Origin of the sequence: Pantoea endophytica (genome assembly GCF_002858935.1) — a bacterium.
Lineage (GTDB): Bacteria > Pseudomonadota > Gammaproteobacteria > Enterobacterales > Enterobacteriaceae > Pantoea > Pantoea leporis.
On sequence record NZ_PJRT01000032.1, the window covers coordinates 1 to 25,668 of the forward strand.

General features: G+C 54.4%; 30 protein-coding genes. 9 read left to right on the top strand and 21 right to left on the bottom strand.

The window, feature by feature from the left end; genetic code table 11:
• Window positions 1-255 precede the first annotated feature (255 nt).
• Window positions 256-930, bottom strand: coding sequence for an ASCH domain-containing protein (locus tag PZBJ_RS19955; RefSeq protein WP_101763938.1), 675 nt, complete (start codon window positions 928-930; stop codon window positions 256-258).
• Window positions 931-1,500: 570 nt separating this feature from the next.
• Here PZBJ_RS19955 and PZBJ_RS19960 point away from each other — a divergent pair.
• The gene (locus PZBJ_RS19960) at window positions 1,501-2,199 is read left to right on the top strand and encodes a phosphohydrolase (RefSeq protein WP_101763939.1); all 699 of its coding nucleotides are present in this window, start codon (window positions 1,501-1,503) and stop codon (window positions 2,197-2,199) included.
• A gap of 77 nt (window positions 2,200-2,276) precedes the next feature.
• Complete coding sequence (locus PZBJ_RS19965; RefSeq protein WP_008105442.1) at window positions 2,277-2,525, top strand: hypothetical protein; 249 nt, start codon at window positions 2,277-2,279, stop codon at window positions 2,523-2,525.
• 41 nt (window positions 2,526-2,566) lie between these two features.
• Here PZBJ_RS19965 and PZBJ_RS19970 read toward each other — a convergent pair whose 3' ends face one another.
• Window positions 2,567-4,159, bottom strand: a complete 1,593-nt coding sequence (locus PZBJ_RS19970; RefSeq protein ID WP_101763940.1) for a methyl-accepting chemotaxis protein — start codon at window positions 4,157-4,159, stop codon at window positions 2,567-2,569.
• Between the two features lie 124 nt (window positions 4,160-4,283).
• The gene (gene dcm, locus PZBJ_RS19975) at window positions 4,284-5,675 is read right to left on the bottom strand and encodes a DNA (cytosine-5-)-methyltransferase (protein ID WP_101763941.1); all 1,392 of its coding nucleotides are present in this window, start codon (window positions 5,673-5,675) and stop codon (window positions 4,284-4,286) included.
• Window positions 5,676-5,803: 128 nt separating this feature from the next.
• Between dcm and PZBJ_RS19980 the strand changes: the two genes are divergently transcribed.
• The 5 genes from PZBJ_RS19980 (at window position 5,804) to PZBJ_RS19995 (ending at window position 8,081) form a co-directional block, all read left to right on the top strand.
• Window positions 5,804-6,280, top strand: coding sequence for a very short patch repair endonuclease (locus PZBJ_RS19980; RefSeq protein WP_101763942.1), 477 nt, complete (start codon window positions 5,804-5,806; stop codon window positions 6,278-6,280).
• A gap of 70 nt (window positions 6,281-6,350) precedes the next feature.
• A complete protein-coding gene (locus tag PZBJ_RS19985; protein WP_008105433.1) occupies window positions 6,351-6,623 on the top strand; it encodes a hypothetical protein in 273 nt (90 codons plus the stop codon).
• Between the two features lie 14 nt (window positions 6,624-6,637).
• A complete protein-coding gene (locus PZBJ_RS19990) occupies window positions 6,638-7,540 on the top strand; it encodes a DUF808 domain-containing protein (protein ID WP_101763943.1) in 903 nt (300 codons plus the stop codon).
• A gap of 44 nt (window positions 7,541-7,584) precedes the next feature.
• Entirely contained in the window at window positions 7,585-7,719 is a 135-nt protein-coding gene (locus PZBJ_RS24470) for a hypothetical protein (protein WP_255253243.1), read from the top strand.
• A 182-nt stretch (window positions 7,720-7,901) separates the two neighbouring features.
• Window positions 7,902-8,081 (top strand): YodC family protein, encoded by a 180-nt coding sequence (locus PZBJ_RS19995; RefSeq protein WP_101763944.1) that lies wholly within the window; start codon window positions 7,902-7,904, stop codon window positions 8,079-8,081.
• A 48-nt stretch (window positions 8,082-8,129) separates the two neighbouring features.
• On the opposite strand, the gene PZBJ_RS20000 is transcribed toward PZBJ_RS19995, so the two are convergent.
• The 3 genes from PZBJ_RS20000 to yodD all read right to left on the bottom strand — a co-directional run bounded on the left by PZBJ_RS20000 (window position 8,130) and on the right by yodD (window position 10,766).
• The gene (locus PZBJ_RS20000; RefSeq protein ID WP_101763945.1) at window positions 8,130-9,350 is read right to left on the bottom strand and encodes a glycosyltransferase family protein; all 1,221 of its coding nucleotides are present in this window, start codon (window positions 9,348-9,350) and stop codon (window positions 8,130-8,132) included.
• A 26-nt stretch (window positions 9,351-9,376) separates the two neighbouring features.
• The gene (locus PZBJ_RS20005; RefSeq protein WP_101764065.1) at window positions 9,377-10,174 is read right to left on the bottom strand and encodes a mannosyl-3-phosphoglycerate phosphatase-related protein; all 798 of its coding nucleotides are present in this window, start codon (window positions 10,172-10,174) and stop codon (window positions 9,377-9,379) included.
• Between the two features lie 358 nt (window positions 10,175-10,532).
• Window positions 10,533-10,766 carry a YodD family peroxide/acid resistance protein gene (yodD, locus tag PZBJ_RS20010; protein WP_101763946.1) on the bottom strand — a complete coding sequence of 78 codons (234 nt, stop codon included), beginning with the start codon at window positions 10,764-10,766 and terminating at the stop codon, window positions 10,533-10,535.
• Window positions 10,767-11,079: 313 nt separating this feature from the next.
• Between yodD and PZBJ_RS20015 the strand changes: the two genes are divergently transcribed.
• Together PZBJ_RS20015 and dsrB are read left to right on the top strand one after the other, a co-directional pair.
• The gene (locus tag PZBJ_RS20015) at window positions 11,080-11,238 is read left to right on the top strand and encodes a YqaE/Pmp3 family membrane protein (RefSeq protein WP_007891469.1); all 159 of its coding nucleotides are present in this window, start codon (window positions 11,080-11,082) and stop codon (window positions 11,236-11,238) included.
• Window positions 11,239-11,306: 68 nt separating this feature from the next.
• Entirely contained in the window at window positions 11,307-11,501 is a 195-nt protein-coding gene (gene dsrB / locus PZBJ_RS20020; protein ID WP_101763947.1) for a protein DsrB, read from the top strand.
• 122 nt (window positions 11,502-11,623) lie between these two features.
• Here the strand turns inward: dsrB and PZBJ_RS20025 are convergent, their stop codons facing one another.
• The 15 genes from PZBJ_RS20025 to fliF all read right to left on the bottom strand — a co-directional run bounded on the left by PZBJ_RS20025 (window position 11,624) and on the right by fliF (window position 25,491).
• Window positions 11,624-13,327 carry a methyl-accepting chemotaxis protein gene (locus PZBJ_RS20025; protein WP_101763948.1) on the bottom strand — a complete coding sequence of 568 codons (1,704 nt, stop codon included), beginning with the start codon at window positions 13,325-13,327 and terminating at the stop codon, window positions 11,624-11,626.
• Between the two features lie 142 nt (window positions 13,328-13,469).
• Window positions 13,470-14,105 carry a transcriptional regulator RcsA gene (gene rcsA / locus PZBJ_RS20030; protein WP_008105413.1) on the bottom strand — a complete coding sequence of 212 codons (636 nt, stop codon included), beginning with the start codon at window positions 14,103-14,105 and terminating at the stop codon, window positions 13,470-13,472.
• A gap of 629 nt (window positions 14,106-14,734) precedes the next feature.
• Window positions 14,735-15,523: a flagellar biosynthetic protein FliR gene (fliR, locus tag PZBJ_RS20035; RefSeq protein WP_101763949.1), complete on the bottom strand. Its 789-nt coding sequence runs from the start codon at window positions 15,521-15,523 to the stop codon at window positions 14,735-14,737.
• Window positions 15,523-15,792, bottom strand: coding sequence for a flagellar biosynthesis protein FliQ (fliQ, locus tag PZBJ_RS20040; RefSeq protein WP_008105408.1), 270 nt, complete (start codon window positions 15,790-15,792; stop codon window positions 15,523-15,525). The genes fliR and fliQ overlap by 1 nt, the downstream gene beginning before the upstream one ends.
• Window positions 15,793-15,832: 40 nt before the next feature.
• The gene (gene fliP / locus PZBJ_RS20045) at window positions 15,833-16,564 is read right to left on the bottom strand and encodes a flagellar type III secretion system pore protein FliP (protein WP_061723562.1); all 732 of its coding nucleotides are present in this window, start codon (window positions 16,562-16,564) and stop codon (window positions 15,833-15,835) included.
• On the bottom strand, window positions 16,564-16,959 hold the full coding sequence (fliO, locus tag PZBJ_RS20050) for a flagellar biosynthetic protein FliO (RefSeq protein ID WP_101763950.1): 396 nt from the start codon (window positions 16,957-16,959) through the stop codon (window positions 16,564-16,566). Before fliO ends, fliP begins: the two co-directional genes overlap by 1 nt.
• Before the next feature lie 2 nt (window positions 16,960-16,961).
• Window positions 16,962-17,372 (bottom strand): flagellar motor switch protein FliN, encoded by a 411-nt coding sequence (fliN, locus tag PZBJ_RS20055; RefSeq protein WP_008105402.1) that lies wholly within the window; start codon window positions 17,370-17,372, stop codon window positions 16,962-16,964.
• Window positions 17,365-18,372, bottom strand: a complete 1,008-nt coding sequence (fliM, locus tag PZBJ_RS20060) for a flagellar motor switch protein FliM (RefSeq protein WP_064739115.1) — start codon at window positions 18,370-18,372, stop codon at window positions 17,365-17,367. Before fliM ends, fliN begins: the two co-directional genes overlap by 8 nt.
• Window positions 18,373-18,376: 4 nt before the next feature.
• Window positions 18,377-18,862, bottom strand: coding sequence for a flagellar basal body-associated protein FliL (fliL, locus tag PZBJ_RS20065; RefSeq protein WP_101763951.1), 486 nt, complete (start codon window positions 18,860-18,862; stop codon window positions 18,377-18,379).
• Window positions 18,863-18,991: 129 nt separating this feature from the next.
• Window positions 18,992-20,254: a flagellar hook-length control protein FliK gene (locus tag PZBJ_RS20070; protein WP_101763952.1), complete on the bottom strand. Its 1,263-nt coding sequence runs from the start codon at window positions 20,252-20,254 to the stop codon at window positions 18,992-18,994.
• Window positions 20,251-20,694: a flagellar export protein FliJ gene (fliJ, locus tag PZBJ_RS20075; RefSeq protein WP_101763953.1), complete on the bottom strand. Its 444-nt coding sequence runs from the start codon at window positions 20,692-20,694 to the stop codon at window positions 20,251-20,253. The genes PZBJ_RS20070 and fliJ overlap by 4 nt, the downstream gene beginning before the upstream one ends.
• A 19-nt stretch (window positions 20,695-20,713) precedes the next feature.
• Complete coding sequence (fliI, locus tag PZBJ_RS20080; protein ID WP_008105395.1) at window positions 20,714-22,078, bottom strand: flagellar protein export ATPase FliI; 1,365 nt, start codon at window positions 22,076-22,078, stop codon at window positions 20,714-20,716.
• Window positions 22,078-22,779: a flagellar assembly protein FliH gene (gene fliH, locus PZBJ_RS20085; protein ID WP_101763954.1), complete on the bottom strand. Its 702-nt coding sequence runs from the start codon at window positions 22,777-22,779 to the stop codon at window positions 22,078-22,080. Before fliH ends, fliI begins: the two co-directional genes overlap by 1 nt.
• On the bottom strand, window positions 22,772-23,764 hold the full coding sequence (gene fliG, locus PZBJ_RS20090; protein WP_101763955.1) for a flagellar motor switch protein FliG: 993 nt from the start codon (window positions 23,762-23,764) through the stop codon (window positions 22,772-22,774). The genes fliH and fliG overlap by 8 nt, the downstream gene beginning before the upstream one ends.
• Window positions 23,761-25,491, bottom strand: a complete 1,731-nt coding sequence (gene fliF, locus PZBJ_RS20095) for a flagellar basal-body MS-ring/collar protein FliF (RefSeq protein ID WP_101763956.1) — start codon at window positions 25,489-25,491, stop codon at window positions 23,761-23,763. The genes fliG and fliF overlap by 4 nt, the downstream gene beginning before the upstream one ends.
• Window positions 25,492-25,668 lie beyond the last annotated feature (177 nt).

Sequence of the window (25,668 nt, forward strand, 5' to 3'; positions counted from 1 at the left end):
AGACGGGTGCTACGAGGTATGGTGGTACAGCACAAAAGTGGGGGTGATCGACCTGAAGAAAAAGTCGATCACCATGGGTAAAGGATGTTAAAAAGTGTTCACCATGTCCCCGAACACCTGTCTACCATGTCCCCGGACTGTACAGGCGGGAGAGGGAGCTTACTGTGCAAATCTTCGCGTGATCCCCAAACTTCTACATCGCTAAGAACGGTTCCCTCGCCCGCCCGCGGGAGAGGGTTAGGGGGAGGGGACGTCTTATCGTTCAACCCGCTGGAACGCGATCACCCAAACCCACGGGTTCACCTCCCAGCTGGTGGCGCCGTACTGTTTCTGCCACGCTTTGCGGTACGCTTCTTTTGGCGATTCGGAATTCATATTCATGGTGAAAAAGTTATTCAGGAAGTGCGAATCGGTCTGCACGCCTTCCGCCATGATGTCATCTTCACTAATGTCCTGAATCTTCTCGGCTCGCACCGAGGTGATTTGCAGGTCGATGCGGCTGGCCCAGCGCGGCATATGAATCGCGGTTTGCCAGCCAAACTGCTCGGCATTCTGCATATTCTCATCCAGCTGTCCCAATTCATTGCTGTCAGCGCGATATTGGCAGTAAGCCGCATTGCGGAACGGCAGAGGATCGCGTTCGTAATCCGCCAGCATCGCCTCCGGCACGATCGGGCCGCGCCAGGTTTCACGTACCCACAAACCATCGCCCGCCTGACCAAATGGGCAGTGCGAACTGACATCGGTCATCGACATCAATTTATAGCCGTGCAGATGATTGGCGCTGACATCAAATGCGTGTACGCCTTCATGATGATCCTGACCCGGACCAAAGGCTTGAGTTTTCATAATGCGCCGGGTCTGCGTTTGCTGGCCAACCAGCAGGGCGCGTACCCGCTGTTCGGAAAAAAGAATCGGCCGTTCTTTCATTGCATACCTCTTAATGTGTCACAAACCCGGAAACTGCGAAGAATCCCCTAACATCCGTAGATGTGAGAGCTAGCATAATGGGTTTGAATCAGTTTGCTTAATAATTTGTCGACTTAGTATCAGGCTATTCTGGCAATTTTAGATGTAAAAAATGGTTCATAAGCAAAATGTGTGCTGAAAAGGACTTTGCAAGGGCTCAGAAGCCATAAATTTTCCAGATACAGTACGTTATAAAGGCCATTATGGGAACCTTTTCAGATTATGCCGTGTTGATCTGCCTCTAAGAAGCCCCATTTATTAGCATAGATAACTGGAATTTATCCCTAAAGCGAAATTTGTTGATGACGCGAATATATTAAACCTATTGAACAGAGTTATTTAACTAAAACGCACTAAGGAAATACCGAAATCGCAATGGCTGCTGTGCAAGCGGCGTTAACAGCGTTATAACAAGATCGGGATCTCATTTTTACGCCTGGCACCGCCTGGACGGATGTAAAAAAAGTGTCATGACCAGGCCGCTATGATGTCCGCAGGAACGTAGATAACAGCAATAACAGGAGAAGCACGATGTCACTTACTCACTGGCAACAACGCTACGAGAATTGGCTGCAGCTCAACTGGCTGCACGACGACAAAGCCCACGATATCGCGCACCTGCGACGCGTCTGGATGAGTGCTAAGCGCATCATGCAGCACAGTGACGCCGATCCTATGGTCGTGATGACCGCCTGCTATTTTCACGATGTGGTCAACCTGCCGAAAAACCATCCCGAACGTCATTTAGCGTCAACTTATGCCGCGGAAGAGACGCGCCGCATACTGCAGCAAGATTTCCCCGACTTCCCGTTCGAACTGCTGGATGCCGTCGCGCACGCGGTGCAGGCTCACAGCTTTAGTGCGCGTATCGCGCCGCAAACGCTGGAAGCGAAAATCGTGCAGGATGCCGATCGTCTCGAATCATTAGGTGCTATCGGCCTGGCGCGCGTTTTCTACACGGCGGGCGCATTAGGTCGTCCGCTGTTTGATAGCGAAGATCCGTTAGGAAAAGATCGGGAACTGGATGATGTGAAGTGGACCTTGGATCACTTCCAGAAAAAGCTATTGGGTTTACCGCAAACCATGCAAACCGAAGCTGGACGCCTGCTGGCGGAACATAACGCCGATTTTCTCGTCCACTACATGGGCAAACTGTGCGCCGAGCTGCAGGGCAATCTGACCTCCATCGATGAATCGGTGTTAAGAGATTTCAGCCCCATACACTCGTAATATTAAATTTTTATGACAGTCTGTTAACTTTCACCTGCTTCCGCTACGTTGTTGTAAATCAAAAGGGAGTATGAAAAATGACCGAGACCGTTAACTTAACCATCAAAATTGACCCGGCACTGAAAGAGCACATCAAACAGTTAGCCGCCGATAACCAAATCTCCATGAGTCAGGAGATCGTTAATCGCCTGCAGGCCAGTTTAGATGCGGGTGCGCAACCGGCCATTGATAGTCTGGATACTCAGGAAGCGGTGGAAGATCAGCTCTCCGCTGCGGAACTGAAGCAGATTCGTGCGCTGCTGAAGAAAAGTAAGAAGAAGAAATAAGCAGAAAACCCGTCACTGACGGGTTTTTTTATGCCTGCAGATTAAATACGGAACTGCTGCGCGCGCTGAGCCAGGCGGTCCGATAAGGCGCGCAATTGCACTGCCGATTGCACCTGATGGGCGTTAAGCGCTTCGTTCTGCTGCAGCTGTCCGCTCATCTCCACCACTTCCAGCGCAATCTTTTTTACCCGATGACTCTGCGCAGCACTGTTGTGCTGTAGCTCGTTCAACTGCGTCACCACGCCAGACACCGCGCTGCTGATCTGCGCGAACAGCACCTCCAGCGCTTTCACCTTATCGAAGCCAGCATGCACATGTTGCTGCGTATGCTGAATCAATCCGTCAATCTGGCGCGTCGAGGCACCGCTTTGCTGCGAGAGCAAACCCATCTCTTTGGCGACCACCGAGAAGCTGCGGCCGTAAGCGCCGGCATGTGCCGACTCGATCGCGGCATTTAGCGACAACAAACGCGTCTGCATCGACAAGTCATCCAGCATGCCAACAATCCCGGCGATATCATCCGACGCGGTGACAATTTGCTGCATCTGGGTTTCCATCTTATCGACTTCCAGTGCGCAGTTACGCATCAACGCATCGGCAGATTGCGCTTCCTGCGTCGCCTGCTGCGAGAACTGGGCACCAATCTCCACCTCTTCAGAAACGCGATCTAAGCGCTGCGACAGATGATGGAAGCTGGCATTTTGCTGCTGGTGTTGCTGCATCACTTTCTCATTGTACTGCTGCATATCTTCTGCGCCGGCGGCCACGCTGACCGCCACCGTGTTGATGTCGCGCACAATCTGCTGCAAGCCGCGCCGCATGGTCTCGATTGACTGGAACAGCTGGCGCGTTTCCAGCGACTGACGACGCGGAAGGTTTTGCGCATCGACCAGATCACCGGTGGCGATCTGTTCCAGCTGCGCATTCGCGCGACGCAGCGGCAACAATACGCCGCGCATCAGCAGGCTGGACGCCAGCACTAACAGCGCCATCAGTATCGCGCTGACCATCAGCGACAGATTGCGGCTCTGCTTCAAGGTGCTGAGGGTGTTTTGATTCACGCTGCTGAGCTGCTGATTGGCCTGCTCGATTTCACTGAACCAGGCATCATTAAACTGCTGCTGAAATGCCTGCATCGGCACCATAAAAAAGGCGTTGATGTCGTTGGCCGCTAATCCTTTCAGCTGCTCCTGCAATCCTGCTGCCAGCATGGCGAAGCCTTGCGCCAGCGGGCTATCCGCATGGGCGTGGTAGGCGGCGAACTGTTGTTGCGCCTGATTCAACGAGTCATCGGCTGCCGCCGCCAGACTTTTCCAGCTATCCACCGAGCCACTTTGTTGATCCTGCATCAGATAAATACCGGCGCGATGGCTGTTATCACTGGCGGTAAGCAGTTCGATGCGCGCTTTATCCAGCAGGGCCAGACGTTCGCGCAGTTGATTAGCCTGCTGCAACGAGGTTTGCGTCTGGTTAACGTGAGTATTCAGTAGCAGCACGCCGGCAAACTGCAGCAAGCAGAACAGCGCAATGAACAGCAAAAACTGGCTACGTAAACTGGTGAGCCACAGCGGAATACGCGGGGAGAACCGCGCGCGTAACCGCAACGGCAGAGTGATAACAGACAGAAGTGACATCACACGCCTCCAAAAAATAAAACAGGAGTATTGGCAGCACGCGTGACAGTTTGGTGACAGCGGGCGCGATTAGGCGGAAAACAGCATAAAGCGCGGCCCTAAATAAAATTGTGGTCCTGAATCGCTACGCCTTTTGCGCGGCGTACTGTTCAATCAGCGGCAATAACAGTTGCGCCACCGCAGCAAATACCGGCACCACCACCGAGTTGCCGAACTGCTTGTAGGCCTGCGTATCGGAAACCGGAATGCGCAGTTTGGCCTCGCCCGGCGCTTCAAAACCCATCAGGCGGGCACATTCGCGCGGGGTTAAACGACGCGGACGGCGCGCCATATTCTCTGCCTGCTGGAAATCTGCTTCGCCTTGCGCGTGATCCCAGCCGCGATCGATGAGGATTTCCGAACCATCTTTGTAGTAGCGCGCCGATAAAGTACGCACGCAAATGTTCAGATTACGCGGATCGTTAAGGCCAAAGCCGAAGCCGTTACCTTTGGCTTTGTGCTTTTTCGCGTATTGATACAGATAGTTCCACAGCGTGGGCGATAGCGTGTATTTTGCTTCCGGCTCGGGTTCCAGCAGGCTGTGTAACGACGGCACCTTTTGCGGATAGAGCGCGGGCAGGGCGCGCAACGAAAAGCCGTTGCTGAGCCCGCTATCACGGCGAATGCCCACCAGCACGATGCGCTCACGATGCTGCGGCAGGAAATGGCGCGCATCGATAATTTTCGCATCCGGCAAACCGTCGTCATTGGCATCGGCCACGTCATAACCGAGTTCATCCAGCGTGGCCATAATGATGGCGAAGGTGCGGCCTTTATCGTGGCTCTTAAGGTTTTTCACGTTCTCCAGCACGAAGAACGGCGGCTTCTTGGCGGCGAGAATGCGCGCCACATCGAAGAACAGCGTGCCTTGCGCTTCGCACTCAAAACCGTGCGCGCGACCCAACGCATTCTTTTTGCTCACGCCCGCCAGCGAGAAGGGCTGGCAAGGAAAACCGGCCAGCAGCACCTGATGATCGGGAATGGTGCGATCGATATGCTGATAAATTGCCTGCTCATCGCTGATGCCCGCGGGCTGCGTTACCAGACGAATATCACTGTTGAAGTGGTGCAACTGTGGATCGCTATACAGATTGGCTTTATAGGTGCGCACCGCTTCTTTATTCCATTCGCTGGTGAACACGCATTGACCGCTAATCTGCTCGAAGCCACGGCGAATGCCGCCGATACCGGCAAACAGATCGACAAACTGGAATTTGGCGTCGTCATAGTGCGCCGGACGCTGCGGCAGCAAGGCCTGCAGGCTGGCCACTTCGCGGCTGGAGAGCGCCGGCGCGGCACTTTTACCGGCGCGGATGCGATTCAAACGCGGCACGCTCCAGTCGCGGCCACCGGCTTCAGTTAAGGTGATAACCACATCGCGTGCGGCATAGATATCGAGCACCTGCAGTAACAGCGACGTCGCGTCATCCTGATCGGCGGTTAACGGGGAGGGCGAGACGGGGTCGATAGCGAGCATGCGTTTTTCCTTAACAGTGAAGCGGCTATGCTAACACTCATCACGCAACGAGGAAATTGGCGTGCGGTGTGCTTTCGCTTTTGGCTTAAACCGCTAAAGTTGTAGAAGCGCTAATACAAGGAGACGCCATGGCAGACGTTCACTCGCAAGCCATTCGCAGCAAAAACATGCGCGCGATTCGCAATCAGGATACCGCGATTGAACAGCGTATTGCGTTGATTCTCAAAGATCGCGGCTTCACCTATCGCGTACAGGATAAAGCGCTACCGGGCCGCCCGGATTTTGTCCTGCCCGCCGAGAAAGCGATCATCTTTGTTCATGGCTGCTTCTGGCATCGTCATCACTGCTACTTATTCAAAATGCCGGCCACGCGTACCGAATTCTGGAGTGGCAAAATTAACAGTAACGTTGAGCGCGACCGGCGTTACGTGGAACAACTGCGCGAAGGAGGTTGGAAAGTACTGATTGTTTGGGAGTGCGCGCTGCGCGGCAAACTGCAGCTGCAGGACAGCGCGCTGATTGAACGTTTAGAAGAGTGGCTGCTGGCCGCAACCGACAGCAGCGAAATCGACCATCAGGGCTTGCATCACTATCGCGTTGAATAGTGCGAGATTGTTGCTTTTAGCCGCTATAACAGTTTAGATCTCCCTTTTCTCTGGGACGCGGAATTGAGCCATGAGCAGCATCAAACTTACCGTTAAGCGCCTGTATCAACTCCGCGATGAGCGGATGGTGACAACCCAAGCCACGGCGCGCATTTATCTTGGCGACCGGCTGGTAGCCACCGAAGAGATCAGCGGCATGACGGAAAGTCCGGTGAGCAAGTATTTGCACGCCGGGGATCTGACGGGGCCGTTACGCGTCGAATGGGACTGTGCGGGCATCGCCGATATGTCAGTGACGGCGATTGAGCGTTGCCCCTGTTGTCAGGATCACGAACCGGAATAATAAGGAATACCACTTTGGCAGGAACCAGTTTACTCACCCTTCTGGATGATATTGCAACACTGCTCGACGATATCTCGGTCATGGGCAAAGTTGCGGCAAAGAAGACCGCAGGCGTATTGGGTGACGATCTGTCGCTGAATGCGCAGCAGGTTAGCGGTGTCAAAGCCAACCGTGAATTGCCCGTTGTATGGAGCGTTGCAAAAGGCTCCTTTCTTAATAAATTCATTCTGGTGCCGCTGGCGTTATTGATCTCGGCGTTTGCGCCCTGGTTGATTACGCCGCTGCTGATGATTGGCGGTGCCTATCTCTGCTACGAAGGCGTGGAGAAAGTGCTGCATAGCCTCAATCACGATAAGGCCGAGCAGAGTCCGGAGGCGCGTCAGCAGCGTCTCGACAAACTGGCGCAGCAGGATCCGCGGGCGTTTGAAAAGGACAAAGTAAAAGGCGCAGTGCGTACTGACTTTATCCTCTCGGCGGAGATTGTCGCCATCACGCTGGGCATCGTCTCAGAGGCGCCGCTGCTGAATCAGGTGCTGATTCTCGCCGGTGTCGCCATTCTGGTGACCATTGGCGTGTACGGCATCGTGGCGATGATTGTTAAAATTGACGATTTGGGCTTTTGGTTAAAAGAGAAATCTTCCACGGTCGCGCAGGCCATTGGCGGCGTATTGCTGGCCTTTGCCCCCTGGTTGATGAAAGCCTTAACGTTAGTCGGCACGCTGGCGATGTTTTTGGTTGGTGGCGGCATTGTGGTGCACGGCATCACGCCGCTGCATCACGCCATTACGGAATACAGCGCCGGATTCAACGGTTTGGTCTCGGCACTGCTGAGCAACGGCGCCAATCTGGTGATCGGCTTTATCATTGGGTCGATCGTGCTGTTGGGCGTAAATCTGATTGCTAAGCTGCGCGGCTAGCAGTTATAAAGCGCTGTAAATTTTTAATCACGGTCAGGAGAACGATGATGAACGACGATATGTTTGAATTTGATATCGATGCACAGCTGGAACAGGCTGAAGCCAAAGCGGCAGAAAAAGCCAACGAAGTGCCTGCGGATATCAGCGACGAAGCGGATTGCGAAGGCTGCAAAATCTAATTTTCCTGTCCAGGACGTGCTATCAAAGCCGACAATAAATTTTGTCGGCTTTTTTTATTTACAGAGTTTTTAACTGCTTATTCTGATTTAGTAGCAGTAATAGATTAATCGTATAGGAAAAAATCGGTCACAGCTGCTATACCTAAATTCGGTCATTTAACGATGAAAGAGGGAGGTGCGGTATGATCTTTGCAATCAGTGACGAAGTTCAGCACAAACAGGGCGGACCCACCATGGTGGTCACCGGCTATGCCAGCGGAATGGTAGAGTGTCGTTGGTATGATGGTTACAGCGTGCGACGTGAGGCGTTTCGCAGTGATGAACTCAGTCACGTATCGAGCGCGCAACAGCTGGCCAGTTAAACACATTCGGGACGATGCCCGTCGTCCCGAATGTGGTTCAACCCTGCATTACACCTTGCCGTCGTTATCCTCTTCCACCGCCTGATAAATACGCTGCAGAATATCCGGAAAAGCAGATTGCACGCGACTCCAGCTGGGAATAAAGGGTTTCTCATTTGGACGCTCAATAAAGGCTTGTCCGGCATCGAGAATCGCCTGAGTGAACATCTCTACCGCCGCTTCCTCAATGTGCTGATCAAACTTGAGGCCGTTCATGGTGGCTTCGTGGTTGTAGATCTCCATCATGTCCAGCGCATTACGGTAGTAAGTGGCTTTCAACACCCGGAACGAATCGCTGGTGAGCGGCACGCCCATGGTGGCCAGCTTACGCAGCAGCGACTGCACGATGTCATTGCTCATGCGTTTCAATCCGCCGGTACCATCATCTTCGGCCAGCGGCTGATGCTTGTGGTCGTAGTTATCGGCGATCTCAACCTGGCAGGTCTGACGCGTGGTGTAGTTACGATAAATCTCCGACAGCACGCCAATCTCTAATCCCCAATCGCCGGGAATCTTGATGCCGTTGAGCACATGCGTGCGCATGGCAAACTCGCCAGAGAGCGGATAGCGGAAGCTGGTGAGGTAATCGAGATATTCCGAGTGACCGTAGACTTTCTGCAAGGAGCGCAGCAGCGGACCGACCAGCAAACGCCCAACGCGGCCATTCAGCTTGCCGTCGGCGACGCGCGCATAAAAACCTTTGCAGAACTCATATTGAAACGACGGATTGGCCAGCGGATAGAGTAAACGCGCCAGCATGCCGCGTTCATAGGTGACGATATCGCAGTCGTGCAGCGCCACGCACTGAGTGCGGTCGGAAGCCAGCGTGTAGCCAGTACAGAACCACACATTGCGCCCTTTGCCGGGTTGGCTCGGCGATAAACCCTCTTTATCCAGTTCGGCATCCAGCGCTTTCAGGCGCGGCCCGTCATTCCATAAAATGCGATGGCGCTGCGGCAGGCGGGAGAAGAACTCACGCGCAAACAGAAACTGGTCGCGATCGGCGCGGTCGAGGCCAATCACAATCTCCTCCAGGTAAGGTACCTTCGCCAGTTCGTTAACGATATTATCCAGCGCCGGGCCTTCCAGTTCCGAGAACAGCGACGGCAATATCAGCCCCATTTTGCGTTTGCGTGAGAAGCGCACCATCTCTTTTTCCAGCGATTCGACGCTGCGGTGGGTGAGATTATGGAAATTAGTAATGACACCATTCTGGTAAAAATCACTCATCGTCTCATCCTTTTGGTTAAAGGCCGTTACTCATGCGGCGCAAGAAAATAGTCCAGACCTTCACGCCAGCCCTGCGGACCGACGTGCGCGGTGTGGTAAACGTTCTCAGTATCGGTGCGTTGCAACTCCACCGGCGTTTTACTGAAGCCTTTTATCACCACGGCATAATCAACGCGCTCCAGCATCGGCACATCGTTAGGACCATCGCCCAAGCCGATTGTGGTGCGCGCTTCTCCTTCCTGCGCGGCGAGATGCTGCTGAATGTCCGCCAGCGCGATACCTTTGCCGGTGCCGGCGGGCATCACATGCCAGAAACGCCCGCCCTGGGTTAACGCCAGATTGTGTTCTGCCAGCGCCGCGCGGAATTCCGGTAAACGCTGTTCGTCATCGCGCCACAACACCACTTCCGACGCTTCGCGCAGGCGGCTTTGGCTGGCTTCGGCAAGGGTTAAACCGGTAAAACGTGCGACTTCGGCATCACTAAATTCATGAAAGCCGTTGAAGCGAAATCGTGCCTGCAACGCCTGCAGCGTCTGGCACAGCGCATGATAGCTGGCGCTGGTTTCGATCGGCGGTGTATGTTCACCGCCCAATACCACGCGCGCACCGTTTTCAGCAATAAAAGGGGCACCGACAATGCCTAACTTCTTTTGTAGTGGAATAATCTCGGCCGCCGTTTTGCTGGAACAAATCACCAGCGGGATCTGATGTTGTTGCAGACGCGCCAGCCATTCACTGGCCGCATCCCAGTTATAGTCATGATGATCCAGCAATGAGCCATCGAGATCGGTAATGATCATCAGGGAAGAGTTAAGACTCAGCATCATCACACTCCTTACGCCAGTGGCATCTGTAAAGCGAAGAGTAATCAGTATAATAGCGGAATCGCGATCACACTTTTTCCCGCGACCCGGCCAGCGACATCCAGGATAATTCTTAAATGGCAAACGTGGCGGAAGGCGCGATGCACATTTCGTGCACAGCTGAAACCAGCAGTGACGCGGCGCGTAGGACGATTCACATGAATGCTTATACAAAATTGTTCGATTTACATGCAGGGATGAGTCTTGTCTTAATCAGACTAAGGCGTAATCTGACAGGGTGTTAAGAATTCCCTGGTGTAACGAACTTACTGATTTACTTTACCCGGCCATCCCGCCGGGTATTTTTTTGAAATCGATTTCAGCGGTTCACTTCGCTGCTGGCGAAGTCGCGAATGTCGAGTTCGAAGGCTTCCGCTAGCTCAGAGTAAGAGTCATAGGCTGCGCCATTTACCGTAACGCGATGCGCGTCTTCGGCTTCCATAAACTCTTTTACCTCGCCCGACGTTCTCTTCTGAATCGCTTCCAGCAACGCATCAACATCGACATTCACTTCGCGCTGAAATCTCTCGCTGTACTCTTTTGCAGTGGTCATGGCGGCCTCCCGGAGGCAATCGGATCTACACCAGTATAGTCGTTGGTGAAAAGAGGGCGCGGAGGGCAAATGGCAGGCAAAAAAAAGCCCGCGCTGCGCGGGCAAAAATCCTTGTTACTTTTAGGTTGACTGCGCCTTTGGGGTTGGTGCAGTACCAAGAAGTGTACGAGCAGGCTGCGTCAAAAGTCTCTCTGCGAAACGTTAAGAAAGCGAAAAAGCGCATCTTGACAGAGTTTTACCTGCCTTTAAGTGCACAGTGCGTAACAGCGACTATGCTTAGCGATTGATTGTTAAGTGATATCAGGGAGTGAATATGGACTTTTTACGTATTGTCATCGCCATTTTGGTTCCGCCACTGGGCGTATTCTTGCAAGTCGGTTTTGGTGGGGCTTTCTGGCTCAATATTCTGCTGACGTTGTGCGGCTACATTCCAGGCATCGTGCATGCGGTGTGGGTTATCGCCCGACGCTGATCGCGATCAGGCAGTGTTGATTATCTTCCGTTAAACTGTGTCGCAGGACAATTTGTGGAGAGTAATCAATGAAGGTGAACGATCGCGTTACGGTTAAAACTGACGGCGGCCCGCGCCGTGTGGGTACGGTGCTGGCAGTGGAAGCATTCAATGAAGGCATCATGTATCTGGTGGCGTTAGAAGATTACCCGCTGGGGATTTGGTTCTTTAATGAAAGCGATCATGCTGAAGGGGTTTTTGTGGAGCCGTATGAAGAGGCTTGATTGATTTTCCCTCACCTTAACCCTCTCCCGCAAGCGGGAGAGGGGAAAGATCGGCGCACCATCCACTCCTTTGCTCATGTGTGGGAGAGGGCCGGGTGAGGGACGACGCGCACTACCTCAAATCAAAACGTCTCCCAGTTATCATTCCCTGACGTCGCCAATGCAGGACGCGGTGCCAGATTTGGCGTACGCAACGCAGACTGCGCCGCTTTAGCCACGTGCGCCACCGGCGCGCCATTCAAACGGAACACCGCCACCGCCTGCGTCAATCTGCCGGCCTGATCTTCCAGCGAAGCCGCTGCTGAAGAGGCTTCCTCAACCAGCGAGGCGTTCTGCTGCGTCACGTTATCCATCTCGGTCACCGCCAGGCTCACCTGCTGGATGCCACGGCTCTGCTCATCCGACGCGGCGGCAATCTCAGCCATAATGTCCGTCACGCGCCGCACCGCTTCAACAATCTCGCCCATGGTATTACCGGCTTCGCCGACCTGGCGTGAACCGTTGGTGATCAACCCCACCGATTCAGCAATCAGCGTTTCAATCTCTTTCGCCGCCTGCGCACTGCGTTGCGCCAGGTTACGCACTTCGCTGGCCACCACGGCAAAGCCACGGCCTTGCTCACCGGCACGCGCCGCTTCCACCGCAGCATTCAGCGCCAGAATGTTGGTCTGGAAGGCGATGCTGTTGATGACGTTGGTGATCTCGGCAATCTTTTTCGAGCTGCCAGAAATATTGTTCATGGTTTGCACCACGCCGCTCACCAGATCGCCACCGCTGCGCGCTTTGCCTGAGGCATCGGCGGCCAGCTGGCTGGCGTGATGGGCGTTCTCGGCGTTCTGTTTCACCGTGGCGGTGAGCTGCTCCATGCTGGCGGCGGTTTGCTCCAGCGCGGAGGCCTGCTCTTCAGTACGTGATGAGAGATCGGTGTTACCGGCGGAAATCTCGCTGGAACCCTGATAAATCGCTACCGCGCCTTCTCGCACCGTACCAACGGTACGCACCAGCGAGGCCTGCATCAGCTGCAGGTTATGCAGCAAGCTACCAATCTCGCTGCGGCCATAGGCTTGTTCCGGCGCGGTGAGATCGCCTTGCGCGATACGCTCGATGCGATCAACGGACTGACGTAGCGGGGTGATCACCACGCGACGCAGGAACACGAAGGTCAGCAGCACCAGCAGCAAGGCGGCAGCAAACGCCACCGCCATAGCAATAAAGCCAATGCGTGATTGATGCGCGGCTTCGGCATTAATCGCTTCGGCGCGGTCGGTACGGATTTTAATCGCCTTCAGCAGCACGGCATTATAGGCATCATCCAGTTTGCGCGTGACGTCAGTTTCCTGCGCCACAATGCCTTCGAAGCTGCCCTGTTTAGCCGATTCAATCATCGGCTTGAGACCTTTATCAATATAAGCATTGAAGCTGGCGGTCAGCGGTTCATCGAGGGCAATATCCGCCGGCGTTTTCGCCTTGCGATCCATATAGAGTTTAAAACCTTCGCGCGCTTGTTTAATACGCGTCTCGGTGCGCGCTAAATCGGCACGATAACCATCCATTTCACCAATACGCGCGGCGGCACCGGATTGCAGCACATTGAGTCGCGCAGTACGCAGATGGTTAGAACTGTTAGAGATGCCCATACGAATTTGAATTTCTTCGGTGGCATCGTTTAGGGAATTATTACTCTGAATCAAAAAGTAGCTGGCGAGTCCAATGCACAGGGCAAAAAGCAGCAGAATGCCACCAAAGATCATACTGAACAAAGGCATCAGGCGCAGGTTCTGCCAGATGCTGAGCTTATATTGCTCATCAATCGATGCTGTTTTCATATCCTTGCTCTCATGTAGGTAGGTGTTATGAGAATAAGCATCGGCAGGCAGGGGGAAAGGATTAGGCAGGAAAGTGGGATCAAACTCTCAAAACGTGAAAAGGGCCAATCAGATGATTAGCCCTTTTATTCACTATAGGTAATTATCGCACGTTAACATAAATCCCTGAGGTGACATTATCAGTCAAACGGACGACATGATAAATAACCTGCTTATTATGGGTTTTAATTTTACGTTTAATATTACCTTTATGTGACGATACGGTTTTGGCTTTAATTTGCATGTTCTCAGATATCTGAATGGTGTCATGACCTGACATCCACATTTTCAGCATATTTGATTCAGTCTGGCTTAATGTCAGTGGATGCACGTCGAGCCCGGCAGAAATACGCGGCGAAGCGTTGAGTTTCTTTTGCAAATAGGTGCCTAATAACGAATCCAACGTCGAAGTTTTTATCGATTTTGATGTAATAATCAGGTTCTTACGAACGTAGAGGTATTCCTCAAAATGGATATTCGAGATCGCCATGAAAATAAAGAATAAGGTATCAGGATGCTGCATGATAATAGCACGAATACGATCGCTGGAATCAGATTCGTGAATAAAGCACTCTTCGTTGATAAACACAACGCCCGGCTTAATTTGCTCGCATCTTTGTTGCAATTGGTCGATATCCGAGACAGGAGTAATATTTTTCTTTTTAACTCCTTTCGCAGACATATAGTCAGACAAACCCAGGCGTGTGTAATTACATGAATCCATAATAATCGTTGGCATTATAGCGACCCTCACCAATTTGTTATCCGTTTAAATCAACGATGAATACGCGTTTGCGGTACGAGAGAAATTTCCAAAGACACTTTTTTATTCTGCTCAGCAGATTGGCGATAGTTGTCCATGCGCCATCATGACTCTTCCCTGAACCGTGCTGCGAAGTTTTTTTTATAGTACATCCACGTCACTCTCATCTCAGCCATAGTGGGAATGGCTAAGGATTAGCATTAAGTGTTTTATTCGCTCTGTTTTGAGAGCCCTGTCACTATCGCGCAGATCACAGACAAATCTGATAGGACAAATCTTAAAAACATTTGTGTGGCGAAAGTATGACGCTTCAGCGAGCGTTGACAATGCCGGAAAAAAGGGATTTAGACAAGAAAAATCGCTGTGAAATTTTTTTTGTTTAAAAACAGCCCTTTGAGCATTTAATCAACCGATTCAGCAGGTTTAACCCCTTAGGAATCGTCTGACTAAAATACGCGAAGCGCGGTTTAATAAGAATAATTTTCACCAAAAATGCGCACTTATCAGAATTTCCTCAGTTGATTTCTGAGAAATATGGTTCAGAAAATGCACTAACAGATTTTGAATGCTTAACTATTACTTAAGGGCGTCTACAGAATAGTTAATCAACGGGCGCGGGAAAGTTCTGACACAAACTGGGCGAGTAAATCAAAGACTTCGCTAAACAGATGTTCGCAGAAGGGAGCAAGCAGCGGCATCATCAACCCTACGCTGAGGATGCCCACCGTTAAGGTAATCGGGAAACCAACCGCGAAAATGGAGAGCTGTGGTGAAACACGGTTTAACAAACCTAGTGCCATGTTTAGCGTGAGGAGCAGAACTATTAAGGGCAGCGCTAACATCATGCCATTAAGGAAAATTAATCCCGCGGATTTCACCAACGCCATAAAAGCATTGGCGTTGAGCGGCTGATCGCTGATTGGCAACGTATGAAAACTGTCCACCAGCAGTGAAATCAGCCACAGATGTCCGTTGAAGGTAAGAAACAGCAGCATGGCCAGCATATCGAGAAAACGAGCCAGCACCGGCATGTTCAGGCGGCTGCCCGGATCGAAGAAGGTGGCGAAGGACAATCCCATCTGCAAACCAATCACTTCCCCCGCCATGCGCACCGCCGCAAAGGCGAACTGCATGGTCAGGCCGATGCTCACGCCAATCAGCAGCTGTTGCAGTAGCAACCAAAATCCCGCGGGTGTAAACAGGGTCGCCTCCACCGGCGGTAGCACCGGCAGGATGATCCAGGTGGTCAATACCGCGAGGCCAATCTTGACGCGTTTGGGAATCGATTTTTCGCTCAGCACCGGCGCGCTGGCAAACAGCGCCAGCAAACGCACCATCGGCCAGAAGAATTGTGCGACCCAATGGATCAGCTGGCTGCTGTCGAGGTTAATCATTAGCCAATAATGTACGGCAGATTGCTAAACAGCGTGCGAATGTAATCCAGCATCAGATTAAGCATCCACGGACCAGCGATTACCGCCGTAGCGGCGACGGCCAGAATCTTGGGGATAAAGGAGAGCGTTTGTTCGTTAATCTGGGTCGCGGCTTGCAGCACGCTGATGATCAACCCGCTGATCAACGCCACCAGCAACATCGGCGCGGCCATCAGCAGGGCGACACGCATTGCTTCCTGGCCCATAACCATCACTGATTCAGGTGTCATGCTGCACTCCTCGAGAAAGAAAGGTGAGGGCGAACGCCACTCAAGAGTAGAAACTTTGCGCCAGTGAACCCACCAGCAGCTGCCAGCCATCCACCAGCACGAACAGCATCAGCTTGAACGGCAGGGAAATGGTCGCCGGCGGCACCATCATCATCCCCAGCGCCATCAGTACGCTGGCGACCACCAGATCGATGATCAGGAACGGGATAAACACGGTGAAACCAATCTGGAAGGCGGTTTTCAGTTCGCTGGTGACATACGCCGGCAGCAGAATACGCATCGGAACCGCTTCCGGACCCTGAATCGGTGCGGTGTTAGCCAGACGGGCAAACAGCGCTAAATCGGCTTCGCGCGTTTGACGCAGCATAAATTCACGCAGCGGCTGAGCACCTTTATCAATCGCGTCCGCCATACTGATTTTGTCCTGGCTGAACGGCAGATAGGCGTCGGAGTAAATCTTGTCGAAGGTCGGCGCCATGATAAAGAAGGTCAGAAACAGCGCCAGGCCGAGCAGTACCTGGTTTGGCGGCGCCGACGGCGTGCCGAGGGCGTTACGCAGCAAACCAAACACAATAATGATGCGCGTGAAGCTGGTCATCATCAGCAGCACCGCCGGAATAAAGGTCAGCGAGGTGATGAACACCAGCGTCTGTACCGGCAGCGACCAGCTCTGGCCACCATTCGCCAGCGGCTGGCTGATTAAGCCTGGCAGCTGCGCATGCGCAACCGGTGCCAGCAACAGCAGCGGCAAGAGAGGAAGTAATCGACGCATCATTGTGGTTTTCCGGGACGTTTAACCAGGTTCTGGAACAGCTGACGAAAATCCTGTGGCGCAGCGCTGTGATTTGCCCGTTCTTCCGGCGGCAGCGGCGGTAACGAATGCAGATGGGTGATCTGCTGGGCGGTCACGCCCAACACCAGACGCGCATCGGCAGTATCGACAATGACCACACGCTCACGCTGGCCAACCTGCACCGTCGCGCTGACTTTCAGCGCCTGGCCGGTCACCGTTTTCGGTGCAAAGCCAAGGCGTTTGGCCAGCCAGCCGCAGCCGAGAATCAGCAGAACAATTACTGCCAGCACGCTGCTGACCTGGCCAATCACCGAACCGGTTGAGACCACCGGCTGGCTGGGTACCGGTTGTTCGGCTTGCGTGTGTTTTAACATGCTTAACGGCTCAGACGACGCATACGTTCAGACGGGGTAATGATGTCGGTGATGCGCACGCCATATTTGTCGTTCACCACCACCACTTCACCCTGCGCGATCAGATAACCGTTGATCAGAATATCCAGCGGTTCCCCGGCCAGCCCATCCAGCGCCACCACCGAACCCTGCGTCAAGCGCAGCAGCTCTTTAATGGTCATTTTGGTGCGACCCAGTTCCACGGTCAGTTTGACCGGGATATCCATGATCAGATCGATATCCTGCAGCGAGCCGCTGATGCCAGGATTTTCCAGCGATTTGAACACATTTTCAGTTGGATCTGGCGCGCTGGTGGTGGTTTGTTCGTTCATAGCTGCAGCCCACAGATCGTCCGCGGAGATGTCGTCGTCGGACGGTTTCTTGCTGTCACTCATCGGGCTGTTCCTCGTTCAGCGAATTCAAAATCGGGTTAATCAAATGTTCTACACGCAGCGCGTACTGGCCATTGATGGTGCCGTATTGGCTGGTCAGCACCGGCACGCTATCGACGTGAGCGATGATGCGGTCCGGCTTCTCAATGGGCAGGACGTCACCGGGTTTCAGCTGCAAAATACGTGACAGGCGCAGCGATGTTTCGGCGAAATGGGCAATCAGCTCCAGCTCCGAGTGCTGCACCTGTTTCACCAGATTGTCGCGCCAGTGATTATCTTCCCGGCGTGAGTTTTCCAGTGGGGGATTGACCAGCAGCTCGCGCAGCGGCTCAATCATCGAAAACGGAATACAGATATTGAATTCACCGACCAGGTTTCCAATCTCCACCTGGAACGGCGTGTTCACCACGATGTCATTCGGTGAAGTGGTGATGTTGGTGAACTTCACCTGCATCTCGGAACGCACATACTCCACTTCCAGCGGATAAATCGCTTTCCACGCGTCGCTGTAGCCATCCAGCGCCAATTTCAACATGCGGCGAATCACACGCTGTTCGGTATGGGTAAATTCACGTCCTTCAACTTTGGTCGGGAAACGACCGTCGCCGCCAAACAGGTTATCGACAGCAATAAAAACCAGGCTCGGTGAAAACACCACCAGCGCCGTGCCGCGCAGCGGCTTCAGGTGGATCAGGTTCAGGTTGGTTGGCACCGGCAGGTTGCGGGCGAACTCGTGGTACGGCTGAATCTTGATCGCACCCACACTAATATCGGGGCTACGGCGCAGCAGGTTAAACAGCGCCATACGGAAATGACGGGCAAAGCGCTCGTTGATGATCTCCAGCGCCTGCAGACGCTCACGTACGACGCGGCGCTGAGTATTGGGATCATAGGGACGGATATCGCCATCGGTCCCTTTGGAACTGTTCTCTACTTCCGCACTGTCACTGTCGCCATTAAGCAGCGCGTCAATCTCAGCCTGGGAGAGAATGCTATCGCCCATTAAATCACCTCAAAATGAAGGCGGTAAACAGCACGTCATTGACAACCTGAGCCGGTTGACCTTTTACCAGCGGCGGCGCCAGCACCTGTTTGATCTGCTCAACCAGGGCCTGTTTGCCTTGCTCTGTTGCCAGAGCCGTCGCGCTTTGACGCGAAAGCAGTAACAGCAGACGGCTGCGCACTTCCGGCAGGTAATCGTTCAATCGACGACGGGTATCCTCATCGGGCAGACGCAGGGTGAAACCCACGTACAGCACACGGTCGGGATCGTTGTCAGGATTGACCAGGTTTACTGTAAACGTATCCATTGCAAAAAATACGGGAGCAGCCGGTGGCTCGACTTTCGCCGCGTCCGGTTGGCTGCCTTCGTGTTTATTCATCATTCGCCAGACTGCATAGCCTGCCACGCTGCAAGCGGCCAGCGTTACAATCAGTAACACCGGTAGTAGTAGTGAACGTTTGCGGCCTTTAGCTTTCGCGTTATCAGACATCTTGCAGTTACTTCCTGTGAATTATGGGTAAGCCTCTCGGCTGACCTGGACAGATTATCCCGCGTCTTAAGTCAAACAATGGGAAGAAAAGACGCGGGTTTTACGCTTACCTTCAGCGTTTAGCGGCTATCAGGCAAAGATATCGACAGCGCCGTTACCGGCCGCGCGCGCTTGAAGGGCTGCCGGGACGGCAATAGGCGTTATCTCGTTGTCACTGTCCTGGGAGAGGGTAAAGCTGCCGTGCTGTCCGTCACGACGTCCTTCCTGCTGGCCCTGATAACTCTGGCCCTGTGCGAAGGCGTCGCTGCTGACGTTACTCTGTCCCAGGTTTATTCCGCTCTCCGCCAATGCGCTACGCAGCTGAGGAAGAGCCGCTTCCAGCGCGGCCCTCACTTGGCTGTGGCTGGAAACCATATTTAACTGTGCCTGATCCTTATCAAGGGTCAGGCTGATCTGGATAGCGCCCAGATCCTGCGGATGTAGACGCAACTCGGCGTTCTGCTGCCCGTTGCGGCTAAACATCACAATCTGCTGACTCAGCGCCTGCTGCCACTCGCTGCTGCCGAGCTGCGCATTCAGCATGGGCGTCGACGGCGTGGTGCTGGTCGAAGCGGTGCTGCTTACCAACGAGCTGGTGGCGCTGAGCGGTGCGCTGGTGAATGGCGTCACCGGGTCATCACTGCTCTGCGCGGCGGCGCGCGCTTCCGGCTTACTCAGCGCATTCAGCACCTGCTTAAAACTCTCATCCAGCGTCAACCCGCTGCTGTTACTGGCGGTGGTGCTGACGCTGCTGCTCTGCGTGCTGCTGGCCGTTTGCGTTAAGAGCGTTACAGCATCGCTGGATTTCTTCTGTGCGCCATCCGGCTGCGCGTGCTCTTCTTTTACTGCACCGTCCAGCGAACCCCTTAACAGTGCGGCATTAAGCGAAGCGCGAGTGTCGGTTTTCCCTTCGCCTGCGCTGCTACTTACGCTGGTTGGGCTGGTGCGGTTCTCTACCGCCACCGGCAACATGGCGAATAACGCCTGCACATTCTGTAAGTCGCTGGCAGTTAACGAACTTGCCTCACTCTTGTCTTTATCATCGGCTGATTTCAGCGTGGCTTTAGTGTTTTCCGGCAGTAAAAGTGCGTTTAACGCATCGGGTTTCTCCAGCGCCTGTAATAACGCGCTTAGCGAAGCCTTACTGACGTCTTTTTCATCAACTTCTGCTGTCAGATCAGTCGATTGCGTGTTAACAGCTTGTTGCTTTACCAGCGTCAGCAAGCGGTTGCCGAGCTCAGTAATAAATCCCTGCGGCAGCGACTCCGCGCCCTGTAAAACATCTGATGAAACTGAAGTGTCAGCGTCTCCCAAAACCGAGGTTTGCGTAGCAACTGTTGGCAGCGTAATCATTCGCCTTTCCTCAATGCGGCCCGTTGGGCAAATTCATCCATCCGTTTCTGATCGAGACGGTTTTCTTGTCGTAATGCGTTTTCCTCAGCGCGCGTAATCAGCGTTTGATAAGCATTGAGCCGCTTATGCTTTTCACGCCAGTTGCTCAGCGCGCTGTCGAGGCGTTGATTCCACAGGGAAAGCTGTTGGCGATGCTGTTCGATGGCTTTTTCCAGCGTCTGAATAAACTGGTGATAATTGGTCCAGCGCGTGCTGGCGATGCCGCCGGACATATCCTGATTGAGCTTGTTGCGATACTCATCCTGATAATCCAGCAGCATGCTGAGTTGTTCGTCGGCCTGCTGCACACCCCGGCGCATATCGCCAAGGTGAATCACCGCACTCTCCAGTTCCTGCTCCGCCATATCGCGTAGCTTGTTGATCGCACTGGCCGTTTTCATCACTTAACCTCGTTTGGCGTTAACCGAACATCGCCTGCAGATGCAAACAGGCATCGTCGTAGTCGCTGCGTTCGAAAATGCCCTGATGCAGGAAGGCTTCCATCTCCGGATAGAGCTTGATGGCGCGGTCCAGCATCGGATCGCTGCCTGCGGCATACGCACCCACACTCACCAGATCGCGGTTACGCTGGAAGCTGGAGAGCAACTGTTTAAACTGACGCACGCGCGCGTAGTGCGTCTCATCAATTAATGAGGTCATGGCGCGGCTGATTGACGCTTCGATATCAATCGCCGGATAGTGACCGGCTTCCGCCAGACGGCGCGACAGCACGATGTGGCCGTCGAGAATGGCACGCGCCGAGTCGGCAATCGGGTCTTGCTGATCGTCGCCTTCGGTCAACACGGTATAAAAGGCGGTGATTGAACCGCCGCCGTGCGTACCGTTACCGGCGCGTTCCACCAGCGCGGGCAATTTGGCGAACACCGAAGGCGGATAACCTTTGGTCGCCGGCGGCTCACCGATGGCCAGTGCGATTTCACGTTGCGCCATGGCATAGCGGGTGAGGGAATCCATAATCAGCAGCACGTGCTGGCCGCGATCGCGGAAATCCTCAGCGATACGCGTGGCGTAGGCGGCGCCCTGCATACGCAGCAGCGGCGAGACGTCCGCCGGCGCGGCGATCACCACCGAACGCGCACGGCCTTCGGCACCGAGAATATTTTCAATGAACTCTTTAACTTCACGGCCACGTTCACCAATCAACCCCACCACGATCACGTCGGCTTTGGTGTAGCGCGCCATCATGCCGAGCAGCACGCTTTTACCGACGCCGGAACCGGCGAACAGGCCCATACGTTGACCGCGACCCACGGTGAGCAGGGCATTGATGGCGCGTACGCCGGTATCCAGCACATCCTCAATCGGCGTACGTTGCAGCGGATTGAACGGCGCGGTGATCAGCGGGGCGCGATAGCCGGTTTCCGGCGCGGGCAAACCATCCAGCGGTTTGCCGCTGCCGTCCAGTACGCGACCCAATAACTCCGGGCCCAGCAGCATCTGTTTGCCGCTGTGGCCGCTGTCGCCACTGACGCGCGCATAAACGCGTGCGCCCGGCAAAATACCGTCGACTTCTTCCAGCGGCATCATCAGCAGTTTCTGGCCGTTGAAGCCGACCACTTCACTTTCAACTTCAGTGATCTTGCTGCCATCGGTACGTTCAATAATGCAGGTAGCACCGAGCGGCAGCTGCAGGCCGGTGGCTTCCAGCACTAAGCCGGTGGCGCGCGTCAGGCGACCGTAACGACGCACGGTTTGTACCTGCGAAATGCGTTCTTCGAAGGCGTCGAGCGCGCCGAGCCAGCGTGAAAGGCGTGAGGAGGTCATTACAGTGTCCCCGGAGCGGCCAGGCGGCACAGCTCCTGCCAGCGTGTTGCCACGCTCGCATCAAGGTCGCCATCTTCGGCGCTAAGCTTACAGCCGCCAGGATGCAGCGTGCTGTCGGCCAGCAAGCGCCAGCCGTGCAGATCGAGCGTTGGACCCAGCGTCTGCTCGATGCGTTGCAGATCGTCCGGATGGACGCGCAGCTGCGGTTTGCCGCTGAACATCGGTTCCTGCTGAATCAGCTGCTGGATTTGACGCAGCAGGGCGGTGCCGTCCACCTGCGTGGCCTGGCCAATCACCGTGCGCGCGGCTTCCAGCGCCAGCTGCATCAGACGTGAAGCGATCACGCTGTCGAGCGCTTCGAGCGTGTGATGGAACTCGGTCACCAGCTGCTGCATACGTGCCTGTAGCGGCGCTTGCTGCTGCTGCGCATCGGCTAAGCCTTGCTGGAAACCGGCGTCATAACCGTTCTGTTGCGCTTCGGCAAAACCTTTCTGATAGCCTTCGCTGTAGCCTTGCGTCTGCGCATCTTTGCGCATCTGCTGCTGCATGCGTTCCAGCTGTTGCTGCTGTTCCGCTTCGGCGCTCAGTTCGACATCGATCTCCGGTTCATCTAACTGAGGTTCCGGTTCGGCACCGAACGGGCTGCCTAAATCATCAGGCTGCCAGCGCTGCCACGCGCGGGCGGAAAAGGCATCAGACATAGGTTTCCTCGCCACCACCAATCACCATCTCGCCGGATTCTGCTAAGCGGCGCACCACCAGAAGAATGGCCTTCTGCTCGTTCTCCACCGCCGACATACGTACCGGACCACGGTTGGCCAGATCGTCGCGCAGGATATCGGCCGCACGGGCGGACATATTCTTGAGGAACTTCTCGCGCAGCGGCTGTTCGGCACCTTTCAATGCCACCAGCAACTGTTCGGATTCCACTTCCTGCAACAGACGCTGGATGCTGCGGTCGTCTACTTCCACCAGGTTTTCGAACAGGAACATCTCGTCGATGATCTTCTGTGCCAGCTCGCCATCGAAGTCGCGTACTGCTTCGATAACCGCTTCTTCCTGCTGGGTTTTCATCAGGTTGATAATTTCTGCTGCGGTTCTCACGCCGCCCATCTTCGCGCGCTTGAGGTTGGTGCCGTCGAGCAGGCCATTCAGTACTTCGGTCAACTCCGCCAGCGCCGCCGGCTGGACACCGCCGAAGGTGGCGATACGCAGCATCACATCGTGACGCAGACGCTCGTCGAACAGCGCCAGAATATCCGCCGCCTGGCCACGTTTGAGGTGGACAAGGATGGTGGCGATAATCTGCGGATGCTCGTCGCGAATAAGGTCGGCGGCCGCCTGTGGCTCCATGAAGTTGAGCGTTTCCATACCGCTGGTGGTCTCGTTTTTCTCGAGAATATCTTCCAGCAGGCTTGAAGCTCGCTCCTCGCCCAACGCTTTGATCAGCACCGAACGCAGATAATCGTTGGAGTTGAGGCTCAGCGCCGCAAACTGTTCGGCATCGGCTTCGAACTCGCGCAGCACTTCGGTCAGCTGTTTGTGTGAAACCTGGCGCATGTTGGCCATGGCACCACTCAGGTGCTGAACCTCACGCTGGTTAAGGTGTTTGAACACCTCCGCCGCGCGCTCTTCGCCGATGGTCATCATCAGAATGGCGCTTTTTTCTGTACCGGTCAGACTCATAGTTCTTTACTCATCCATTCGCGGATAACCAGCGCGACGACGCGCGGATCGTTTTCAGACATGTCGCGGATACGCTGGCTCATCACCTCGGCGCTCATGCGGTTAGTAGATTTACGCTCCTGATCCAGCTCGTCTTTGCTGAGCTGAACGTTAAAGGCTTCTTCTTCTTCCATGGCCGCAGAGCGTGCCGCCAGCGCTTCAGCCGCTGCCTTCTCCTGCTCTTTCTTACGCACCAGCTGTGGACGTACCAGCTTGCGATAGAGGATGAAGCCAACCAACGCCACCAGCAGCCAGCGACCGGCAGTCATCAGCTGATCGAAGAACGATTGCTGCTGCCAGAATGGCAGGTCGCCACCGCTTGGCTCGGTCATGTTGAACTGAGAGTTCACCACGTTGACGCTGTCGCCACGGGTTTGTGAATAGCCCATCGCTTCACGGGTTAAATCTTCAATCTGCTTGATCTGCTGCTCGTTAAGCGCCACCGCTTTGCCTTTACCGTCGTCGCGGTAGTTCACCACCACGGCAACCGACAGGCGCTGCACATCGCCGACGTTCAGCTTGGTATGACGAATGGTGCGGTCCAGCTCATAGTTCACCGTGTCGTTGCGCGTTGAGCTGCTCGGGCCAGAAGGCTGTGCGGTGCTGGTGGTGCTGCCGTTATTCTGCGCATTGGCGGTTTGCGCGTTGGCGTTTTGGCCGTTGGCATTATTGTTGTTATTCGTTGGCGGATTGGTCACCGGCGCGGTATTGGCTGGCGCAGGCTGATTCGACAATGCACCTGGCACGCCGCCTGGATACGGGCTGCCATTCTGTTCGGAGTTGCTGGTCTGGCGTGAACGCACCGCGCTATTGTTAGGATTGGCGTTCGGCTGGTATTTCTCGTCGGTCTGCTCGCTGCGGTCGAAGTTGATTTGCGCCGTCACCTGCGCATGCACATTGCCCTGACCGACAATCGGATTGAGGATCGCTTCGATACGCTGCTGGAAGCGCGCTTCCACTTCAGACGCATATTTCAGTTGCGCATCATTCAGGTCGCGACCTTCGCTGTCAGAGCGGGTCAACAGACGACCGGCCTGATCGACAACGGTAACGTTGCCCGGCGGTAAACCGGCCACGCTGCTGGAGACCATATGCTGAATGGCCTGAATCTGGCCTTCATCTAATGCGCGGCCTGGCTGCAGGTTCAGCGTCACCGAGGCGGAAGGGGCTTTCTGCTCACGCACGAACAAGGTCGGTTTCGGCATTGCCAGATGCACGCGTACGCTCTTCACCGGACCGAGCGTTTCGATGGTGCGCGACAGTTCACCTTCCAGCGCACGCTGATAGTTGATCTGCTCGCTGAACTGGCTGATACCGAACTTCTCTTTGTCCATCAGTTCGAAGCCAACGTTTCCGCCTTTCGGTAAGCCTTGTTGTGCCAGACGCAGACGCAGCTCATGCACTTTATCGGCGGGCACCATCAGTGCTCCACCGTTATCGGCGAACTGGTAAGGGATGTTCATTTGCGTCAGCTGCGTGACGATCGCGCCACCATCCTCATCGGAGAGGTTGTTATAAAGCACGCGGTAGTCTGGCGCTTTTGCCCACAGCACCAACGCAAACACCACCGCGATAACCGCAGCAGCAGCGATAATTAAGGGAATACGCGGATTGGCGCGCAGGCGGGCGAGAAGGTCATTGAAGCCTTTCTTAGCTGTATCCTGTGTAGCGGCTGCACTCGCATTCATGACCGATTCCTGCCTGACATTATTGATCGGGTGTGGTGTTGTGGTGACAAAACGTACTCCCTGAAGACTTCTCCCCTAAAATCGGGAGAGGAGAAAAATTAAATTCCACTTAATGGCAGGCATTATTTGTTGAAAGCCGCGACATCGATGGGTGGATAAGCCGGGTTTTTTGCGGTC

Bases quoted from the DNA above. Each gene is read 5' to 3' on its own strand.
- PZBJ_RS19955 (WP_101763938.1), bottom strand. From the start codon at position 930: ATGAAAGAACGGCCGATTCTTTTTTCCGAACAGCGGGTACGCGCCCTG.
- PZBJ_RS19960 (WP_101763939.1), top strand. From the start codon at position 1,501: ATGTCACTTACTCACTGGCAACAACGCTACGAGAATTGGCTGCAGCTC.
- PZBJ_RS19965 (WP_008105442.1), top strand. From the start codon at position 2,277: ATGACCGAGACCGTTAACTTAACCATCAAAATTGACCCGGCACTGAAA.
- PZBJ_RS19970 (WP_101763940.1), bottom strand. From the start codon at position 4,159: ATGTCACTTCTGTCTGTTATCACTCTGCCGTTGCGGTTACGCGCGCGG.
- dcm (WP_101763941.1), bottom strand. From the start codon at position 5,675: ATGCTCGCTATCGACCCCGTCTCGCCCTCCCCGTTAACCGCCGATCAG.
- PZBJ_RS19980 (WP_101763942.1), top strand. From the start codon at position 5,804: ATGGCAGACGTTCACTCGCAAGCCATTCGCAGCAAAAACATGCGCGCG.
- PZBJ_RS19985 (WP_008105433.1), top strand. From the start codon at position 6,351: ATGAGCAGCATCAAACTTACCGTTAAGCGCCTGTATCAACTCCGCGAT.
- PZBJ_RS24470 (WP_255253243.1), top strand. From the start codon at position 7,585: ATGATGAACGACGATATGTTTGAATTTGATATCGATGCACAGCTGGAA.
- PZBJ_RS19995 (WP_101763944.1), top strand. From the start codon at position 7,902: ATGATCTTTGCAATCAGTGACGAAGTTCAGCACAAACAGGGCGGACCC.
- PZBJ_RS20000 (WP_101763945.1), bottom strand. From the start codon at position 9,350: ATGAGTGATTTTTACCAGAATGGTGTCATTACTAATTTCCATAATCTC.
- PZBJ_RS20005 (WP_101764065.1), bottom strand. From the start codon at position 10,174: ATGCTGAGTCTTAACTCTTCCCTGATGATCATTACCGATCTCGATGGC.
- yodD (WP_101763946.1), bottom strand. From the start codon at position 10,766: ATGACCACTGCAAAAGAGTACAGCGAGAGATTTCAGCGCGAAGTGAAT.
- PZBJ_RS20015 (WP_007891469.1), top strand. From the start codon at position 11,080: ATGGACTTTTTACGTATTGTCATCGCCATTTTGGTTCCGCCACTGGGC.
- dsrB (WP_101763947.1), top strand. From the start codon at position 11,307: ATGAAGGTGAACGATCGCGTTACGGTTAAAACTGACGGCGGCCCGCGC.
- PZBJ_RS20025 (WP_101763948.1), bottom strand. From the start codon at position 13,327: ATGAAAACAGCATCGATTGATGAGCAATATAAGCTCAGCATCTGGCAG.
- rcsA (WP_008105413.1), bottom strand. From the start codon at position 14,105: ATGCCAACGATTATTATGGATTCATGTAATTACACACGCCTGGGTTTG.
- fliR (WP_101763949.1), bottom strand. From the start codon at position 15,523: ATGATTAACCTCGACAGCAGCCAGCTGATCCATTGGGTCGCACAATTC.
- fliQ (WP_008105408.1), bottom strand. From the start codon at position 15,792: ATGACACCTGAATCAGTGATGGTTATGGGCCAGGAAGCAATGCGTGTC.
- fliP (WP_061723562.1), bottom strand. From the start codon at position 16,564: ATGCGTCGATTACTTCCTCTCTTGCCGCTGCTGTTGCTGGCACCGGTT.
- fliO (WP_101763950.1), bottom strand. From the start codon at position 16,959: ATGTTAAAACACACGCAAGCCGAACAACCGGTACCCAGCCAGCCGGTG.
- fliN (WP_008105402.1), bottom strand. From the start codon at position 17,372: ATGAGTGACAGCAAGAAACCGTCCGACGACGACATCTCCGCGGACGAT.
- fliM (WP_064739115.1), bottom strand. From the start codon at position 18,372: ATGGGCGATAGCATTCTCTCCCAGGCTGAGATTGACGCGCTGCTTAAT.
- fliL (WP_101763951.1), bottom strand. From the start codon at position 18,862: ATGTCTGATAACGCGAAAGCTAAAGGCCGCAAACGTTCACTACTACTA.
- PZBJ_RS20070 (WP_101763952.1), bottom strand. From the start codon at position 20,254: ATGATTACGCTGCCAACAGTTGCTACGCAAACCTCGGTTTTGGGAGAC.
- fliJ (WP_101763953.1), bottom strand. From the start codon at position 20,694: ATGAAAACGGCCAGTGCGATCAACAAGCTACGCGATATGGCGGAGCAG.
- fliI (WP_008105395.1), bottom strand. From the start codon at position 22,078: ATGACCTCCTCACGCCTTTCACGCTGGCTCGGCGCGCTCGACGCCTTC.
- fliH (WP_101763954.1), bottom strand. From the start codon at position 22,779: ATGTCTGATGCCTTTTCCGCCCGCGCGTGGCAGCGCTGGCAGCCTGAT.
- fliG (WP_101763955.1), bottom strand. From the start codon at position 23,764: ATGAGTCTGACCGGTACAGAAAAAAGCGCCATTCTGATGATGACCATC.
- fliF (WP_101763956.1), bottom strand. From the start codon at position 25,491: ATGAATGCGAGTGCAGCCGCTACACAGGATACAGCTAAGAAAGGCTTC.